Source organism: uncultured Comamonas sp., from assembly GCF_964277875.1.
In the GTDB taxonomy this organism is placed as follows: Bacteria; Pseudomonadota; Gammaproteobacteria; order Burkholderiales; family Burkholderiaceae_C; genus Comamonas; species Comamonas sediminis.
The window spans coordinates 88,777-106,670 of the sequence record NZ_CAXYJV010000038.1; the positions used below are offsets into that span (position 1 = coordinate 88,777).

Sequence of the window (17,894 nt, forward strand, 5' to 3'; positions counted from 1 at the left end):
GTGCCAGCGTTGCAAAAAGTGGGAGGCTAGACCCCCAGCAAGGTGTTGAGCAAAGGCATCTTGCCTTCGAGCTCGTCGGCACTGAACTGTTCGACGATCTGGCCGTGTTCCATCACATAGAGGCGATCGGCCAGCGGCGCAGCAAAGCGGAAGTTCTGTTCGACCATCACCACGGTGTAGCCCTTGGTACGCAGGCTTATGATCATGCGGGCCAGCGCCTGCACGATGACCGGTGCCAGGCCCTCGGAGATTTCATCGAGCAGCAGCAGCTTGGCGCCGGTGCGCAGGATGCGGGCCACCGCCAGCATCTGCTGCTCGCCGCCCGACAGGCGCGTGCCCTGGCTGTGGCGGCGCTCGGCCAGGTTGGGGAACATCTCGTAGATCTCTTCGACCGACATGCCGGCCGAGCCGGTTTTCAGGTCCGGCGGCAGCATCAGGTTTTCTTCGCAGGAGAGGCTGGCAAAGATGCCGCGCTCTTCCGGGCAGTAACCCAGGCCCAGATGCGCAATCTTGTGCGTAGGCATCTGGATGGTCTCGACGCCGTTGATCTTGATCGAGCCCTTGCGCGACCCCGTCAGGCCCATGACGGCGCGCATCGTCGAGGTGCGGCCTGCGCCATTGCGGCCCAGCAGGGTCACCACCTCGCCCGGCATCACACGCATGTTCACGCCATGCAGCACATGCGATTCGCCATACCAGGCGTGCAGATCGCTGATCTCCAGGGCTGGCACTCCATTGTTCTCGTTCATGTCAGTGCGCTCCCTGCAGCTGGCCGTCGGTGGTTCCCATATATGCTTCCATCACCTGGGGGTTCTGCGACACCGTCTGGTAGTCGCCCTCGGCCAGGATGGCTCCGCGCTGCAGCACCGTGATGCGGTCCGCAATCGTCGAGATGACCTTCATGTTGTGTTCGACCATCAAGATCGTGCGGCCGGCCGACACCTTCTTGATCAGCTGGGTGACGCGCTCGACGTCCTCATGGCCCATGCCCTGGGTGGGCTCGTCAAGCAGCATCAGCTCGGGCTCCATCGCCAACGTGGTCGCGATCTCCAGCGCACGCTTTTGGCCGTAGGGCAGGTTCAGGGTGATCTCGTCGGCCAGATGGGCCAGGCCCACTTCTTCGAGCAAGGCCACCGCGCGGCCGTTGAGCTTGTCCAGCGTGCGCTCGCTGCTCCAGAAGTGGAAGGACGTGCCCAGCTTGCGCTGCAAGGCGATGCGCACGTTCTCCATCAGGCTCAGGTGCGGGAACACCGCCGAGATCTGGAACGAGCGGATCACCCCACGGCGGGCAATCTGCGCCGGCTCCTCGCTGGTGATGTCGGTGCCGTTGAAATGGATGATGCCCTTGGTGGGCGTCAGGAACTTGGTCAGCAGGTTGAAGCATGTCGTCTTGCCGGCACCATTGGGGCCGATCAGCGCATGGATCGAGCCCCGCTGCACCGACAGATTGACATTGCTGACTGCTGTGAATCCCCGAAACTCCTTGGTGAGATCTCGGGTTTGAAGAATGACATCACTCATGGGCACCGCACCGCTTCGCTGGAAAAAAGCGCGGCGCCTATTCCGGGTTGGAAATGCACGCCGCTTCGATGCTGCCAATACTAGGAAAGAATACTGCGATGCAACACTGGGGAAAGCCTGTAGGTGAGGCTGCGTACGCGTTAACCCGTGGGCTTTATGCGCTCACTTTTTGATAGTCGCCTGAGGGACAAGCGGCCGTCTTTTTGTCATCAGAATCAAAGACGGACGACAATGCAGACGCCCTGCCCTCAGCCATCGATAGGGGCTGTGCATCCTCAGTGCGGCAGCATGCAAGCCCACCCGGCTGCTGCCAAGGCGACAGAAGCGCCCTATTGCAGGCGGTGCTTGCTGGCTTCGGGCAGCAGCAGCGGCAGTACATCGATGCCGTCATCGGCCAGCGCACGCTGCTCCTCCGGGGTGGCGGTGCCCCGGATGGGCCGGACATCGACCTCACCCTCGTGCATCTGCCGGGCCAGGTCGGCAAAGTCACTGCCTACATCGTCGGTATTGGCAATGACCTGGCGCGACAGTTCCAGCCAGGCCTGTTGCAGGCGCTGGGCATCACTGAGCGGGTGGGAAGCCTGGGAAGGCGGGGTGGAGCCCGGCGCGCTGCCGGACTGTGCGGCGGCTGCGGCCGATGAGGCCGGCGTAGCGGGCGCCGCTGCGGGGATGGAATTGGATTTGCGCGCCAGATGCGGGGCGCTCAGACCTTTGACGATCTCGCGCGAATTGCACATTGGGCAACTGAGCCAGCCTTGGCTCTGCTGCTGCTCCAATGCGGCATCGGAGGCAAACCAGCCTTCAAAGACATGGCCCAACGGGCAGCGCAGGTTGAAAACCTTCACAGGCTCACCCCGCTCGGCTCACCTTGCGCAGCAGGTACTGGTAGGCAAAGCCGGGGAAAGCAAAGGTCAGGAACAAGGTGCCGGTGACGGCATAGAACTCCCAACCCTGGCTGCTGCGCTGGCCGGCACGGCCTTCGAGCAGCATCGCAAAAGCGCCGACCAGGAAATACAGTACCACCAACTCGACCAGACGAATCCACAGCGCCTTGCCAACGCTGCCACCGTCCTGGCAGACCGGCCCAGCGGCCAGAATGCGTTGGTTCAGAAACGGCAGATTGGCCGCAACAAAGCCCGCCACGATCACCAGCCAAATGGATGCGGTGATAGACATGCGGGCTTTGCAGAGTTGGAGGGCAGGCGGTTTAGCTGGCGAGCGCGCGCAGCACGGCGTCAGAGCACAGCTTCATCAGACCGCCGGGCATGATACCCAGGATCAGCACCAGCGCGCCATTGACGACCAGCACGGCACGCACGTCCAGCGGTGCATGCACCTTGGCGGCAGTGATGGGCTTGTCGAAGTACATGACCTTGACCACGCGCAGGTAGTAGAAGGCGCCGATCAGCGACATGACCACTGCGAACACGGCCAGCGCAATGTACAGGCCACTGCCCGATGCCACCAGCGCTTGCAGCACGGCCAGCTTCGAGTAGAAGCCCACCAGCGGAGGAATACCAGCCATCGAGAACAGGCAGATCGCCATCACGCCGGCGTACAGCGGGCTGCGCTGGTTCAGACCGGCGAAGTCAGCGATCTCCTCGCTCTCGAAGCCTTCGCGGGCCAGCAGCAGCACCACACCGAAGGTGGCCAACGTGGTCAGCACATAGCTCACCACGTAGAACATCGATGCGCTGTAGGCGTTGCCAGCCGTTGCGGCTTCCACATTGCCATTGACCACGCCAGACATCAGACCCAGCAGCACAAAGCCCATTTGCGAAATGGTCGAGTAGGCCAGCATGCGTTTGATATTGGTCTGTGCAATAGCGGCCAGGTTACCGATCAGCAGCGACAGGATGGCCAGCACGGCCAGCATCTGTTGCCAGTCGATGGCCAGCGGCAGCAGGCCGTCGACCAGCAGGCGGATCACGATCGCGAAAGCTGCCAGCTTGGGTGCGCCGCCGACGATCATCGTGATGGCGGTTGGTGCGCCCTGGTAGACGTCAGGCACCCACATGTGGAAAGGCACCACACCCAGCTTGAACGCGAGGCCCGCAACCACAAACACCAGACCAAACACCAGCACCTGGTGGCGGATCAGGCCGGAGTTGACCGCCTTGAACACTTCACCAATGTCCAGCGAGCCAGTGGCACCGTAGATCATCGACAGACCGTACAGCAGGAAACCCGACGCCATCGCGCCCAGCACGAAGTACTTCATGCCCGCTTCCACCGCAGCAGTGTTGTCACGGCGCAGGCAGACCAGCGCGTAGCTCGACAGGGTCAGCAGCTCCAGGCCCAGGTAGATGATCAGAAAGTTGTTGCCCGCGATCATCACGTTCATGCCCAGCAGTGCCAGCAGCGACAGGATGAAGTACTCGCCGCCCTTGAGCATGCCACGGTCACGCGAGTAGCCACGGCCATACACCAAGGTGACGGCCATGGCGATAGCCGCCGCGCACTTGAGCCAGTTGCCCATGGCGTCGGAGACGACCATGTTGCCGAAGGCGTAGAAGGTATTGCCATTGCTGGCGTAGATACCGGTGATCACCGCCACGACCACCAGGGTCAGCAGCGACAGAATGTAGGTGAGCGTGCGCCCTGCGCTCTTGACGCCCAGGTCCACGAGGGTGATGACGCAAGCCATCACCAACAGCACGATTTCAGGATAGATAGCCAGCCAGCTGATGTTATCAATCATCTCAAGTCTCTCAATTCTGTCCGACCATCACAGCTTGGACGCAGCGACATGCTTGAGCAGGTCGGCCACCGAGGCACCCATCACATCGGTGAACGGTGCGGGGTAGACACCCATGATCAGCACGGCAGCAGCCAAGATGCCCAGGATTAGGAATTCGCGGCAACCGATGTCCTTGAGCTCACGCACATGGTCATTGGTCACGGGGCCGAAGTACACGCGCTTGTACATCCACAGCGTGTAGGCCGCACCCAGAATCAGCGCGGTGGCCGACAGCACACCAATCCAGAAGTTGAACTTCGTGGCGCCCAGGATCACCATCCACTCGCCGATGAAACCGGCGGTGCCTGGCAGGCCGCAGTTGGCCATCGCAAACAGCAGTGCAAAGGCAGCAAACTTGGGCATGGTGTTGACCACACCGCCGTAGGCGGCGATGTCACGCGAATGCACGCGGTCATACAGCACGCCGATGCACAGGAACATCGCGCCCGAGACGAAGCCGTGGGCAATCATCTGCACCAGGCCACCCATGACACCGATGTCATTGAAGATGAAGAAGCCCAGGGTCACAAAGCCCATGTGTGCGACGGACGAGTAAGCCACCAGCTTCTTCATGTCCTTCTGCACAATCGCCACCAGACCCACATAGATCACGGCGATCAGCGACAGCGCGATGATGAGCCAGGCCCATTCATGCGACGCATCGGGAGCGATCGGCATCGAGAAACGCAGGAAACCATAGGCACCCAGCTTCAGCATGATCGCGGCCAGCACCGCAGAGCCACCGGTAGGCGCTTCGACGTGCACGTCAGGCAGCCAGGTGTGGACCGGGAACATCGGCACCTTCACGGCAAACGCAGCGAAGAAGGCAAAGAAGATCAAGGTCTGCTCGGTCATCGTCAGCGGCAGCTGGTGCCAGGCCAGAATCTCGAAGCTGCCCGACTTGCTGTACAGGTACAGCAGCGCGATCAAGGTCAGCAGCGAACCCATCAGCGTGTACAGGAAGAACTTGAACGCTGCGTAGATGCGGTTCGGGCCACCCCAGATACCGATGATCAGGTACATCGGAATCAGGGTTGCTTCAAAGAACACGTAGAACAGCAGGCCGTCCAGTGCGGAGAACACGCCGATCATCAGACCCGACAGGATCAGGAACGCGCCCATGTACTGGTTCACGCGCTCGGTGATCGACTCCCAGGAAGCCAGCACCACGATCACCGTGATGAAGGCGGTCAGCGGCACGAACCAGAAGGAGATGCCATCGACACCCAGGTAGTAGTTGATACCGAAGCGTGGAATCCAGGACGCCTTCTCGACGAACTGCATCGCCGACGTACCCAGCTGGAAGCCGGTGTACAGCGGCAAGGTGACCAGGAGGCCTATCAGCGCACCGACCAGTGCGATCCAGCGCACCATCTTGGCTTGCTCCTGCTTGCCAAAGGCCAGCAGAACCGTACCAAAGACGATGGGCGTCCAAATTGCAAGACTCAACAATCCCATTTTTCTTCTTCCTTACTTGTTGAGCAGCACGAAGTACGTCATGGCCAGGAAGATACCCAGAATCATGACCAATGCGTAGTGGTACACATAACCCGTCTGCAGCCAGCGCACCAGCGCGGAGATGCGGCCAACCACCTTCCAGGAACCATTGACGATCAGACCGTCGATCAGGCCTTGGTCGCCCACCTTCCAGAACAGGCTGCCCAGCACGCGCGAGCCGCGGGCGAAGATGTTTTCATAGACCCAATCCACACCGTACTTGCCCTCCAGCACCTGGTACAGGCCGACCTTTTCGCTGACGCGCTTGATCGCAGCAGGAATTTCGGGCTTGAGCATGTAGAACACGTAGGAGGTCACCACGCCGGCCAGGGCCAGCCAGAACGGCGCAGCGGTGAAGCCGTGCAGTGCCATCGGAATCCAGCCGTGGATCTTCTCGGCCAGCTCGGCCATCGCGCCGTGCTTGCTGCCATCGACATAGATGACGCCCTTGAAGAAGTCACCGAACAGCATCGGCATCAGCGCAATCGCACCGATCACCACCGAAGGAATGGCCAGCAGCACCAGCGGCAGGGTCACCACCCATGGCGACTCATGCGGCTTGGCATCGTGGCCATGGCCGTGGTGGTCGTCGTGAGCATGGTGGTCGTCGTGGTTCTGGTCGTAGCGCTCTTTACCGTGGAACACGATGAAGTACAGGCGGAACGAGTAGAACGCGGTGATGAACACACCCGCCAGCACGGCAAAGTTGGCAAAGCCGGCGGCAGGCAGGTTCGAGGCGTGCACCGCTTCGATGATCGCATCCTTCGAGTAGAAGCCCGAGAAGAACGGCGTACCGATCAGCGCCAGGTTGCCCAGCAGGAAGGTGATCCAGGTGATGGGCATGTACTTGCGCACGCCACCCATCCAGCGGATGTCCTGGTTGTGGTGCATGCCCATGATGACCGAGCCCGCGCCGAGAAACAGCAGCGCCTTGAAGAACGCGTGCGTCATCAGGTGGAACACCGACACCGAGTAGGCCGACACGCCCAGCGCGATGGTCATGTAACCGAGCTGCGACAACGTGGAGTACGCGATCACGCGCTTGATGTCGTTCTGGATGATGCCCAGGATACCCATGAACAGCGCGGTGATCGAGCCAATCACGAGGATGAAGTTCAGCGCTGCGTCGGACAGCTCATAGAGCGGCGACATGCGTGAGACCATGAAGATACCGGCGGTCACCATGGTAGCCGCGTGGATCAGTGCCGAGATGGGGGTAGGACCTTCCATCGAATCGGGCAGCCAGGCGTGCAGCGGGAACTGGGCCGACTTGCCCATCGCACCGATGAACAGGCAGATGCAGATCACCGTCATCAGCGACCAGGTCGAGCCTGGCAGGGTCATGCCGCTCAGCTCCTGGGTCTTGGCGAAGATTTCGGTGTAGTTCAAGGTGCCGGTGTAAGCGGCGATCAGGCCGATACCCAGGATGAAGCCGAAGTCACCGACACGGTTGACCACGAAGGCCTTCATGTTGGCGAAGATCGCGGTTTCCTTCTTGAAGTAGAAACCGATCAGCAGGTACGACACCAGGCCCACCGCTTCCCAGCCGAAGAACAGCTGCAGCAGGTTGTTGCTCATCACCAGCATCAGCATCGAGAAGGTGAACAGCGAGATGTACGAGAAGAAACGGTCATAGCCGTCGTCTTCCGCCATGTAGCCGATGGTGTAGATGTGCACCATCAGCGACACGAAGGTCACCACGCACATCATCATCGCGGTGATGGAGTCGATCATGAAACCGATCTCCATCTTCAGCGACCCGACGGTCATCCAGGTGTAGAGCGTCTGGTTGAAGGTCGCGCCTTCAAACACCACGCTCTGGAACGTCATCGCAGAGATGACGAAGGCAATGAACACACCCAGGATGGTGAGCGTGCGGCTGCCAACGCGGCCGATGCGGTTGCCGCCCAGGGCGGTACCGAAAATGCCTGCCAGCAAAGATCCTGCCAGGGGCGCCAGAGGCACCGCCAACAGTGTTGAAGCAGAAAGGGTTTGACTCATTCTTCTTAACCTTGCAAGTATTGGTCCCTCAACCCTTCAGGGAGTTGAGATCTTCCGCATCGATGGTGGACTTGTTACGGAACAGCAACACCAGGATTGCCAGACCAATGGCCGACTCTGCCGCAGCGACGGTCAGGATGAAGAACACGAAAATCTGGCCGTGCATGTCTCCCAGGTAATGGGAGAACGCGACAAAGTTCGTGTTCACTGCCAGCAGCATCAACTCGATGGCCATCAGCAGCACAATCAGATTGCGGCGGTTCAAGAAGATCCCGACCACGGACAGGGCGAACAGCATCGCGCCCAACGTCAGAAAATGACCCAGAGTGAGCGTCATACCTTCTTCTCCTCAGCAGCAGCCGGTGGCACCACAGGTGCGGGGGGCTTGCTGGCCTCGACTTTGACCAATTGCAGGCGATCCGAAGCACGCACGCGCACTTGCAGGGATGCATCGATGGCCTTGGAATCCTTGCGCTGGCGCAGGGTCAGGGCAATCGCGGCAATCATCGCCACCAGCAAGATGACCGCAGCCACTTGCACAGGGAACAGATACTCGGTGTAGAGCATGGTGCCCAGCGCCTTGACGTTGCTGTAGGGCACTACCTTACCGGCCGCATCCACCACCGCCGGGATGGCCTTGGGCGCATCGATGGCGCTGAAGCCGCCGATCAGAACGACACCCATCTCGAATGCAACGATGGCAAAAATCACCGCAGCGAGCGGGAAGTTCTTCCAGAAGCTCTTGCGCAGCTGGTCGATGCGGATATCCAGCATCATCACCACGAAGAGGAACAGCACCATCACGGCGCCCAGGTAGACCATCACCAGCACGATGGCCAGGAACTCAGCCTTGAGCAGCAACCAGATACCGGCTGCCTGAGAAAACGCCAACATCAGGTGCAGCACTGCGTGCACCGGATTTGGAGCAGTAACCACTCGGAATGCCGCATACAGCAGCACTACCGAGAACAGATAGAAAAAACCAGTTGTGACATCCATGTGGGGCTCTTTTCGATCAGTCTCCAAGTGCCGCGTTAGCGGTACTTTGCGTCCGCAGCCTTGGCTGCAGCAATTTCAGGTTCGTAACGGTCGCCCACGGCCAGCAGCATTTCCTTGGTGAAGTACAGGTCGCCGCGCTTTTCCCCGTGGTATTCCAGAATCTGGGTTTCCACGATGGAATCAACCGGGCAGCTTTCTTCACAGAAGCCACAGAAAATGCACTTGGTCAGATCGATGTCGTAACGGGTGGTGCGGCGCGAGCCGTCATCACGCACATCGGACTCGATCGTGATCGCCATGGCGGGGCAGACGGCTTCGCAGAGCTTGCAGGCAATGCAACGCTCTTCGCCGTTTTCGTAGCGGCGCAGCGCGTGCAGGCCACGGAAACGGGGCGACAGCGGTGTCTTCTCTTCGGGGAACTGGACCGTGATCTTGCGCGCAAACGTGTAGCGGCCGGTCAGGGCCATGCCCTTCATCAATTCCCAGAGCATGAAGCTCTTGAAGAAATCCTTCACCGAGAAAGAGCGGGGAGAAACTGCAGTAGTCATGTTGTATTCCTCCGCTTATTTCCAGATGTTCCATGGCGACAGCAGCCAGCCGCCGACAAAGACCAGGTACACCAGAGTCACGGGGATGAAGATCTTCCAGCCCAGACGCATGATCTGGTCATAGCGGAAACGTGGGAAAGTAGCGCGAATCCAGATGAACATCGACACCACCAGGAAGGTCTTGGCTGCCAGCCAGATCCAGCCCGGGATGAAGGACAGGAAATCGAATGGTGGCAACCAGCCGCCCATGAACATGATCACGGCCAGGATGGACACCAGCCACATGCTCGCGTACTCGGCCAGGAAGAACACGGCAAAGCCCATGCCCGAATACTCCACCATGTGACCGGCCACGATTTCCGCTTCGCCTTCGACGACGTCGAAGGGGTGGCGGTTGGTCTCGGCCACGGCAGAGATCAGGTAGACGATGAACATCGGCAGCAGTGGCAGCCAGTTCCACGACAGGATGCTGGCACCCGACGATGCCATCATGCCCTTGCCCTGGGCCAGCACGATCTCGGTCAGGTTCATGCTGCCGGTGACCATGATCACCACCAGGAAGCAGAAGCCCATCGCGATTTCATAGCTCACCATCTGGGCCGATGCGCGCAGCGCGCCCAGGAAGGCGTACTTGGAGTTCGATGCCCAGCCGGCGATGATCACACCATAGACTTCGATCGACGTGATGGCCATCACCAGCAGCAGGCCGACGTTCACGTTTGCCAGCGCCACATCGGGGCCGAAGGGGATGACCACCCAGGCTGCCAGCGCAGGCATGATGGCCATGATCGGGCCCAGGCGGTAGAGGCCCGAGCTCGCCGCCGTCGGCGTGATGATTTCCTTGGTCATCAGCTTGAGGCCGTCGGCCAGAGGCTGGAGCAGACCGAAGGGGCCGACCCGGTTGGGGCCGTAACGCACTTGCATGAAGCCCAGGAGCTTGCGCTCCCACAGGGTCAGGTAAGCCACCGCGCCCATCAGAGGCAGAACGATGCACAGGATCTTGATCAGGTTCCAGATCACCGGCCAGACCAGGGTCGCCCACCAGTCGGCTGCGATCAGGGTCAGACCGCCGTTGTAGATTGCGTCGATCATGCTGCAACCACCTCCGAGGATTGGCGGGCATCCGCCGTCATTTGCAACGAAGGCGCGCGACGCACGATGCCATCGAGTTGGTAGATGCTGGCCACCACCGGCTCCTGGCTTGCAGGCGCCGACACAGCCATGTTGGTCTTGGTGCTGTTGGACAGCAGCTCGGCAGGCACCTGGCCTTGCGAGCCCGTGGCCACGGCCAGCACATCCTGCGAGGAGTCAAAGGCCATGCCTGGCACATCCAGCAGGTTGCCCAGCACGCGCAGCACCTTCCAGCCCGGACGGGTATCGCCCAGTGGCTTGACCACGGCGTGGAAGCTCTGCACACGGCCTTCGGCATTCACGAACGAGCCCGAGGTCTCGGTGAACGGCGCGATCGGCAGCAGCACATCGGCGATGTCCATGTTGGCCTTGAACGGGCTCAGGCTCACCACCATCTCGCAGCCTTGCAGCGCCTGGCTGCCAGCGGCCGTGTCGAATGCGGGTTCGCAGTTGAGCAAGATGGCAGCCTTGACGCCACCGGCGAGCATCTCGCCAGCGTGCATGCCATGGGCCTGGGGCACAGCGCCCACCCATTGCGCGCCCACGGTGTTGGCCGCTTCGGTCAGGAAGCCCACGGTCGCACCGGTCTGCGCGCCAATCCAGTTGGCGATCGACAGCAAGGTGCTCGCTTGTGCATGGTGCGCCACGGCATTGCCCAGCAGGATCGCCTTTTGCTCGCCGTTTTGCAGCGCGCGGGCAATCTCGATGGACTCAGGCGTCACCGTACCGGCATTGTTGGGCGCTTCCACACCCTTGGACTGGGCGATGGCCGCTGCCACGGAGGACAGCGTATAGGCCCACTGCGCAGCAGGTGCGATCAGCTGGTGGGCCAGCGGAATCGCCAGATCAAACGCCTTGGACTGGATGGCCGTCACCACCGCGCCCTTGCGGGCGGCCTGGCGGATACGCTGGGCAAACAGCGGATGCTCCTTGCGCACGTTCGAGCCGACGATCAAAGCGGTGTTCAGGTCCGACAGCGAGGCGATCGAGCGGCCCAGCCAGCGCACACCTTCTGCCTTGGCAAAATCGGCATTGCGCAGGCGGTAGTCCACGTTCTGGCTGCCCAGCGAGCGCACCAGTTCGCCAGCCAGGAACAGCTCCTCAAGGGTGCTGTGCGGGCTGACCAGCGCACCGACGGCGCTGGCGCCGTGGTCGCGTTGCACGCTCTTGATGCCATTGGCCACGTATTCCAGCGCAGCTTGCCAGCTCACTTCGAGCCACTGGCCGCCTTGCTTGATCATCGGCGCGGTCAGGCGCTCTTCGCCGTTGAGCGCTTCGTAGGAGAAGCGGTCGCGGTCGGCAATCCAGCATTCGTTGACAGCCTCGTTCTCGAAAGGCACAACGCGCATCACCTTGTTGTTCTTGACCTGAACGATCAAGTTGGCACCGGTGGAGTCATGCGGCGAGACCGACTTGCGGCGCGACAGCTCCCAGGTGCGGGCGCTGTAGCGGAAAGGCTTGCTTGTCAATGCGCCCACGGGGCAGATGTCGATCATGTTGCCCGACAGTTCCGAGTCCACCGTATCGCCCACGACCGTGGTGATTTCGGCGTGCTCGCCGCGGTTGACCATGCCCAGCTCCATGATGCCCGAGACTTCTTGACCGAAGCGCACGCAACGGGTGCAGTGGATGCAACGGCTCATCTCTTCCATCGAGATCAGCGGGCCCACGTTCTTGTGGAAGACTACGCGCTTTTCTTCTTCGTAGCGCGAGCTGCTGGCACCGTAGCCCACAGCCAGGTCCTGCAACTGGCATTCACCGCCCTGGTCGCAGATCGGGCAATCCAGCGGGTGGTTGATGAGCAGGAACTCCATCACCGATTGCTGGGCCTTGACCGCCTTGTCCGAGGTGGTGCGCACAATCATGCCTTGGGTCACCGGCGTGGCGCAGGCGGGCATCGCCTTGGGCGCCTTCTCGACATCCACCAGGCACATACGGCAGTTCGCCGCGATCGACAGTTTCTTGTGGTAGCAGAAGTGAGGGATGTACTTGCCCGCCGCATCGGCCGCGTGCATGACCATGCTGCCTTCCGCGACCTCGACCTTCTGACCGTCTATTTCAATTTCAACCATATGCTCACTCGCGATCAGGATGAAGCAGCGGTCTGCTTTTCAGCAGCGTTGATCTTTGCTTCGAATTCATGGCGGAAATGCTTGATCATCGCGCGCACCGGCATCGCTGCCGCATCGCCCAATGCGCAAATCGTGCGCCCCATGATGTTGCCGGCTACCGAGTCCAGCTTGTCCAGATCCTCGGCGCGGCCATGGCCGTGCTGGATGCGGTCAACCATGCGCCACAGCCAGCCCGTGCCTTCGCGGCAAGGGGTGCACTGTCCGCAGGACTCGTGCTGGTAGAAGTAGGACAGGCGCAGCAGGCTCTCGACCATGTCGCGCGAGTCGTCCATCACGATGACGGCACCCGAGCCCAGCATCGAGCCGGCCTTGGAGATGGAGTCATAGTCCATCGTGCAGGCCATCATGATGTCGGCAGGCAGCACAGGGGCCGACGATCCGCCAGGGATCACGGCCTTGAGCTTGCGGCCGGTGCGCACACCGCCCGCCAGCTCCAGCAACGTGGAGAACGGCGTACCCATCGGCACTTCGTAGTTGCCGGGCTTGTTCACATCACCGCTGACCGAGAAGATCTTGGTGCCGCCGTTGTTGGGCTTGCCGCATTCCAGATATGCCTGGCCACCGTTGCGGATGATCCAGGGAACGGCCGCAAAGGTTTCGGTGTTATTGATCGTCGTGGGCTTGCCATACAGACCAAAGCTGGCCGGGAATGGCGGCTTGAAGCGGGGCTGGCCCTTCTTGCCTTCGAGCGATTCGAGCAAGGCGGTTTCCTCGCCGCAGATGTAGGCGCCAAAACCATGGTGGGCATGCAGCTGGAAGCTGAAGTTGCTGCCCATGATGTTGTCACCCAGGTAGCCCGCAGCACGCGCCTCTTCCAGCGCTGCCTCGAAGCGTTCGTAGACCTGGAAGATTTCGCCGTGGATGTAGTTGTAACCCAGCGAGATGCCCATCGCATATGCGGCGATGGCCATGCCTTCGATCACGATGTGCGGGTTGAACATCAGGATGTCGCGGTCCTTGCAGGTGCCAGGCTCGCCCTCGTCCGAATTGCACACCAGGTGCTTTTGGCCGGGGAAGTTGCGGGGCATGAAGCTCCACTTCAGACCGGTGGGGAAGCCGGCGCCGCCACGGCCGCGCAGGCCCGATTCCTTCATCGTGGCAATGACCTGGTCCTGGGTCAGACCCTCGCCACCGTCCTTGCCCAGCAGCTTGCGCAGGGCCTGGTAGCCACCGCGAGCCTCGTAGTCCTTGATCGACCAGTTCGTGCCATCCAGACCTGCATAGATCTGGGGCTCGATGTGGCGGTCGTGGAAGCAGGTTTCCACGCCGGTGGCCTGGAACTGCGACAGAATTTGAGCGGCTGTAGTCACTTGGTGTCCTCCGCTGCGCGCAAGCCGGTCACCAGTTGGTCCAGCTTTTCGTTGTCCATGAAGCTGCACATGTGGCGGTCATTGACCAGCAGCACAGGTGCATCGGCGCAGGCACCCAGGCATTCCGATTGCTCGATGGTGAACACGCCATCGGCGGTGGTATCACCCATCTTGATGCCCAGCTTGTCTTCCAGGTGCTTGAGCGCCTCGCGGCCACGGCGCAGCTGGCAAGGCAGGTTGGTGCACACGCTCAACTTGTACTTGCCCACCGGATGCTGGTTGTACATGTTGTAGAAGGTGGTCACTTCATGCACGGCGATCTCGGGCATCTCCAGGTACTCGGCGATCACCGCCTCGCTCTCCTGGCTCACCCAGCCCTGCTCCTGCTGCACGATAGACAGGCAAGCCATCACGGCCGACTGCTTCTGCTCTGCCGGATACTTGGCAACTTCGCGGGCAAAGCGTGCTTTTGTTGCTTCGGTAATCATCGGTCAACGTCTCCAAACACGATGTCCAAGGTGCTCAGCACCATCACGGCATCGGCCAGCATGTGGCCACGGCTCATTTCATCGAGCGCCGAGAGATGCACAAAACCTGGTGGACGAATCTTCAGGCGGTACGGCTTGTTGGCACCATCGCTGATCAGGTAGATGCCGAACTCGCCCTTGGGGTGCTCCACCGATGCGTAAGCCTCGCCCTCGGGCACTTTGAAGCCTTCGGTGAACAGCTTGAAGTGGTGGATCAGCTCTTCCATGTTGGACTTCATGGCTTCGCGATCGGGAGGTGCCACCTTGTGGTTGTCGGTGATGACAGGACCGGGGTTGGCACGCAGCCAGTCCACGCATTGCTTGATGATGCGGTTGGACTGGCGCATCTCGGCAATGCGCACCAGGTAGCGGTCATAGCAATCGCCGGTCTTGCCCACGGGAATGTCGAAATCCATGCGGTCATAGACTTCGTAGGGCTGCGACTTGCGCATGTCCCAGGCCAGACCGGAGCCGCGCAGCATCGGGCCCGTCAGGCCCAGGTTCATCGCACGGTCGATATCGACCACGCCGATACCCACGTTGCGCTGCTTCCAGATGCGGTTGTCCGTCAGCAGGGTTTCGTATTCGTCCACGCACTTGGGGAAGCGTGCGGTGAAGTCATCGATGAAGTCGATGAGCGAACCTTGGCGGTTGCGATTCATCTGCTCGATGGCCTTGGCATTGCGCACCTTGCTGGCCTTGTACTGCGGCATGGTTTCGGGCAGGTCGCGGTACACGCCGCCAGGACGGAAGTACGCCGCGTGCATGCGCGCGCCGGAGACGGCTTCGTACATGTCCATCAGGTCTTCACGCTCGCGGAAGCTGTAGATCAGAATGGTCGAGCTGCCGCCGTCATTGCCCGACGAGCCCAGCCACATCAGGTGGTTCATGATGCGGGTGATCTCCGAATACATCACACGGATGTATTGCGCGCGGATCGGCACTTCCAGGCCCAGCAGCTTTTCGATAGCCAGGCAGTAGGCGTGCTCGTTGCTCATCATCGAGCAGTAGTCCAGCCGATCCATATAGGGCAGCGACTGGATGAAGGTCTTGCTCTCCGCCAGCTTCTCGGTGGCGCGGTGCAGCAGGCCGATATGCGGGTCTGCACGTTGCACCACTTCGCCATCGAGCTCCAGCACCAAACGCAGCACGCCGTGTGCTGCAGGATGCTGGGGACCGAAGTTGAGTGTGTAGTTTTTGATTTCAGCCATGGTTCTTCATCGTGAGGTCAGAGCGCCTCAGTGCAGGCCTCCGTAATGGTCTTCACGAATAATGCGGGGCGTGATCTCGCGCGGCTCGATCGTCACGGGCTCATAGATCACGCGTGCCTGCTCGGCGTCGTAGCGCATTTCCACATGGCCCGTCAGCGGGAAATCCTTGCGGAAGGGGTGACCGATAAAGCCATAGTCGGTCAGAATGCGGCGCAGGTCGTCATGGCCTTCAAAGACGATGCCGAACAGGTCAAATGCTTCACGCTCCAACCAGTTGGCCGAGGCCCACAGCTGGCTGAGGGTGTCGAGCACCGGGAAATCATCGTCCTGGCAGAACACGCGCACGCGCACGCGCTGGTTCAGGCTGATCGACAACAGGTGGGAGACCACGGCAAAACGTGGGCCATCGGTGCCCACGTCCTTGTATGCGGAGTAATCCACGCCGCACAGGTCCATCAGCATCTCGAACTTGCATTCGGGCGCATCGCGCAGCAGCTGCATCGCTTGCAGGTAGTTCGAGGCCGAGACTTCAACGGTCACTTCACCCAGCGCCAGGGTTACCGAGCGCGCCTTGTCGCCCAGCACGCGGGCGATCGTCTCTTGCAGCACGCTAGGCTGTATCAGTTCTACACTCATTCCAACTCCTAGGCGCGCGCGATCGTGTGGGTGCGGCGGATTTTCTGCTGCAGCTGGATGATGCCGTAGATCAGTGCTTCTGCCGTGGGCGGGCAGCCAGGCACATACACGTCCACCGGCACGATGCGGTCGCAGCCGCGCACCACCGAATAGCTGTAGTGGTAGTAACCACCACCGTTGGCGCAGGATCCCATCGAGATCACCCAACGCGGCTCAGCCATCTGGTCATACACCTTGCGCATGGCCGGGGCCATTTTGTTGCACAGGGTACCGGCCACAATCATCAAGTCAGCCTGGCGCGGGCTGGCACGAAAGACTTCGGCGCCGAAACGGCCGATGTCATAACGCGCAGCGGCTGCGTGCATCATCTCGACGGCGCAGCATGCCAAACCAAAAGTCATGGGCCAGATCGACCCGGTCTTGGCCCAGTTCACCACCGAGTCGTAGCTCGTGGTGACAAAGCCTTTCTCCAACACACCTTCAATCATCGTGTACCTTTTTGATTTCCGGTTATTCCCAGGTCAGCGCGCCCTTTTTCCATTCATAGGCGAAACCCACCACCAGAATGGCCAAGAACACGAGAACCGCGATAAAACCAGGCATTCCCACTTCATGCAGCGAAACCGCCCATGGGAAGAGGAACGCAATTTCCAAGTCGAAGAGAATGAAAAGAATGGCGACGAGGTAGTAGCGCACGTCGAACTTCATGCGCGCGTCTTCAAAGGCCTCAAAGCCGCATTCGTAAGGGGAGTTTTTCGCCGCGTTCGGGCGATTGGGTCCGAGGATGTAGCCTATGACCAGTGGGCCAAGGCCAACGCCTGCCCCCACCAGGATAAACAAAAGGACCGGGAGGTATTGTTCGAGGCTCATCTTGATGTCTACTCACCGCAGGAGCCAACCCAGGTAAGCACAAGACGCGACCCAGGCAGGCCTTTTATTGTGTTGGTGCCGTCGGCGAGACTCGAACTCGCACAGCTTTCGCCACTACCCCCTCAAGATAGCGTGTCTACCAATTTCACCACGACGGCTGATTTGACTTATCTGGCAAGCACCGATTGCTTTTACTTGCAATCTGCTCACCAGACAGACTCAGATTCTACTCTGGAAAAACCCTGCCTCCAGGGATTCCTTTCAAATAGTTGAGTTATTTGCCAGCAGGCTGCGCTGGCTCAGCAGGGGCGGCGGGAGCCGCTGCAGGCACGGACGCATCGGCAGCGGGAGCGGCAGCAGGCGCAGCAGCACCTGCGGCAGGCACCGAAGCATCAGCGCCAGCGGCGGGAGCAGCAGGGGCGGCAGCCGGTGCAGGCGTCGAAGCAGGAGGAATGGTCGCGTCCACGGGGGCACTCGACTGCGGGATCGCCGCAGCAGGGCCTTCGAGCACGCTACCGGCCGAAGTCGGGCGGGCATTGCCCAGATAGGCCAGACCCAGGGTCGTGACAAAGAACACCGCTGCCAGCACGCCAGTGCTGCGCGAGAGGAAGTTGGCGCTACCGGAAGCACCGAACAGGCTGCCAGCGCTGCTGCCGCTGCCAAAGGCAGCGCCCGCATCGGCACCCTTGCCATGCTGCACCAGCACCAGGCCAATCATGACCAGTGCTGCCAGCATTTGAATCGTCAACAGAATCGTTACCATCATCTACC

At 60.8% G+C, this 17,894-nt stretch carries 19 protein-coding genes and 1 tRNA gene; all 20 read right to left on the minus strand.

The window, feature by feature from the left end; genetic code table 11:
• Window positions 1–26: 26 nt before the first annotated feature.
• The 20 genes from ACHWUQ_RS13980 to secG all read right to left on the minus strand — a co-directional run bounded on the left by ACHWUQ_RS13980 (window position 27) and on the right by secG (window position 17,889).
• On the minus strand, window positions 27–749 hold the full coding sequence (locus ACHWUQ_RS13980; RefSeq protein WP_394681508.1) for an ABC transporter ATP-binding protein: 723 nt from the start codon (window positions 747–749) through the stop codon (window positions 27–29).
• Window position 750: 1 nt separating this feature from the next.
• Entirely contained in the window at window positions 751–1,521 is a 771-nt protein-coding gene (locus tag ACHWUQ_RS13985) for an ABC transporter ATP-binding protein (protein WP_021028573.1), read from the minus strand.
• A 329-nt stretch (window positions 1,522–1,850) separates the two neighbouring features.
• On the minus strand, window positions 1,851–2,366 hold the full coding sequence (locus tag ACHWUQ_RS13990; RefSeq protein WP_394681509.1) for a DUF1178 family protein: 516 nt from the start codon (window positions 2,364–2,366) through the stop codon (window positions 1,851–1,853).
• 4 nt (window positions 2,367–2,370) lie between these two features.
• Window positions 2,371–2,697, minus strand: a complete 327-nt coding sequence (locus ACHWUQ_RS13995; RefSeq protein ID WP_312409867.1) for a DUF2818 family protein — start codon at window positions 2,695–2,697, stop codon at window positions 2,371–2,373.
• A 31-nt stretch (window positions 2,698–2,728) separates the two neighbouring features.
• Window positions 2,729–4,222 (minus strand): NADH-quinone oxidoreductase subunit NuoN, encoded by a 1,494-nt coding sequence (gene nuoN, locus ACHWUQ_RS14000; RefSeq protein ID WP_239811297.1) that lies wholly within the window; start codon window positions 4,220–4,222, stop codon window positions 2,729–2,731.
• 27 nt (window positions 4,223–4,249) lie between these two features.
• Entirely contained in the window at window positions 4,250–5,719 is a 1,470-nt protein-coding gene (locus ACHWUQ_RS14005; RefSeq protein ID WP_239811296.1) for an NADH-quinone oxidoreductase subunit M, read from the minus strand.
• Between the two features lie 12 nt (window positions 5,720–5,731).
• A complete protein-coding gene (gene nuoL, locus ACHWUQ_RS14010; protein WP_394681510.1) occupies window positions 5,732–7,759 on the minus strand; it encodes an NADH-quinone oxidoreductase subunit L in 2,028 nt (675 codons plus the stop codon).
• A 28-nt stretch (window positions 7,760–7,787) separates the two neighbouring features.
• Window positions 7,788–8,096 (minus strand): NADH-quinone oxidoreductase subunit NuoK, encoded by a 309-nt coding sequence (nuoK, locus tag ACHWUQ_RS14015; RefSeq protein ID WP_021028567.1) that lies wholly within the window; start codon window positions 8,094–8,096, stop codon window positions 7,788–7,790.
• Window positions 8,093–8,758, minus strand: a complete 666-nt coding sequence (locus ACHWUQ_RS14020; RefSeq protein WP_239811294.1) for an NADH-quinone oxidoreductase subunit J — start codon at window positions 8,756–8,758, stop codon at window positions 8,093–8,095. Before ACHWUQ_RS14020 ends, nuoK begins: the two co-directional genes overlap by 4 nt.
• A gap of 35 nt (window positions 8,759–8,793) precedes the next feature.
• Window positions 8,794–9,306, minus strand: coding sequence for an NADH-quinone oxidoreductase subunit NuoI (gene nuoI, locus ACHWUQ_RS14025; RefSeq protein ID WP_021028565.1), 513 nt, complete (start codon window positions 9,304–9,306; stop codon window positions 8,794–8,796).
• A gap of 15 nt (window positions 9,307–9,321) precedes the next feature.
• Window positions 9,322–10,398 (minus strand): NADH-quinone oxidoreductase subunit NuoH, encoded by a 1,077-nt coding sequence (gene nuoH / locus ACHWUQ_RS14030; RefSeq protein ID WP_239811293.1) that lies wholly within the window; start codon window positions 10,396–10,398, stop codon window positions 9,322–9,324.
• Complete coding sequence (gene nuoG, locus ACHWUQ_RS14035) at window positions 10,395–12,509, minus strand: NADH-quinone oxidoreductase subunit NuoG (protein ID WP_239811292.1); 2,115 nt, start codon at window positions 12,507–12,509, stop codon at window positions 10,395–10,397. Before nuoG ends, nuoH begins: the two co-directional genes overlap by 4 nt.
• 14 nt (window positions 12,510–12,523) lie before the next feature.
• Complete coding sequence (nuoF, locus tag ACHWUQ_RS14040) at window positions 12,524–13,879, minus strand: NADH-quinone oxidoreductase subunit NuoF (RefSeq protein WP_239811291.1); 1,356 nt, start codon at window positions 13,877–13,879, stop codon at window positions 12,524–12,526.
• A complete protein-coding gene (gene nuoE, locus ACHWUQ_RS14045; RefSeq protein ID WP_230771676.1) occupies window positions 13,876–14,367 on the minus strand; it encodes an NADH-quinone oxidoreductase subunit NuoE in 492 nt (163 codons plus the stop codon). Before nuoE ends, nuoF begins: the two co-directional genes overlap by 4 nt.
• Complete coding sequence (locus tag ACHWUQ_RS14050; RefSeq protein ID WP_239811290.1) at window positions 14,364–15,617, minus strand: NADH-quinone oxidoreductase subunit D; 1,254 nt, start codon at window positions 15,615–15,617, stop codon at window positions 14,364–14,366. Before ACHWUQ_RS14050 ends, nuoE begins: the two co-directional genes overlap by 4 nt.
• Before the next feature lie 27 nt (window positions 15,618–15,644).
• Window positions 15,645–16,253 carry an NADH-quinone oxidoreductase subunit C gene (locus tag ACHWUQ_RS14055; protein ID WP_239811289.1) on the minus strand — a complete coding sequence of 203 codons (609 nt, stop codon included), beginning with the start codon at window positions 16,251–16,253 and terminating at the stop codon, window positions 15,645–15,647.
• 8 nt (window positions 16,254–16,261) lie between these two features.
• Entirely contained in the window at window positions 16,262–16,741 is a 480-nt protein-coding gene (locus ACHWUQ_RS14060) for an NADH-quinone oxidoreductase subunit B family protein (RefSeq protein WP_021028558.1), read from the minus strand.
• A 22-nt stretch (window positions 16,742–16,763) separates the two neighbouring features.
• The gene (locus tag ACHWUQ_RS14065) at window positions 16,764–17,123 is read right to left on the minus strand and encodes an NADH-quinone oxidoreductase subunit A (RefSeq protein WP_021028557.1); all 360 of its coding nucleotides are present in this window, start codon (window positions 17,121–17,123) and stop codon (window positions 16,764–16,766) included.
• 73 nt (window positions 17,124–17,196) lie between these two features.
• Window positions 17,197–17,281, minus strand: a tRNA-Leu gene (locus ACHWUQ_RS14070).
• Window positions 17,282–17,397: 116 nt separating this feature from the next.
• Entirely contained in the window at window positions 17,398–17,889 is a 492-nt protein-coding gene (secG, locus tag ACHWUQ_RS14075) for a preprotein translocase subunit SecG (RefSeq protein WP_312807374.1), read from the minus strand.
• Window positions 17,890–17,894: the final 5 nt, after the last annotated feature.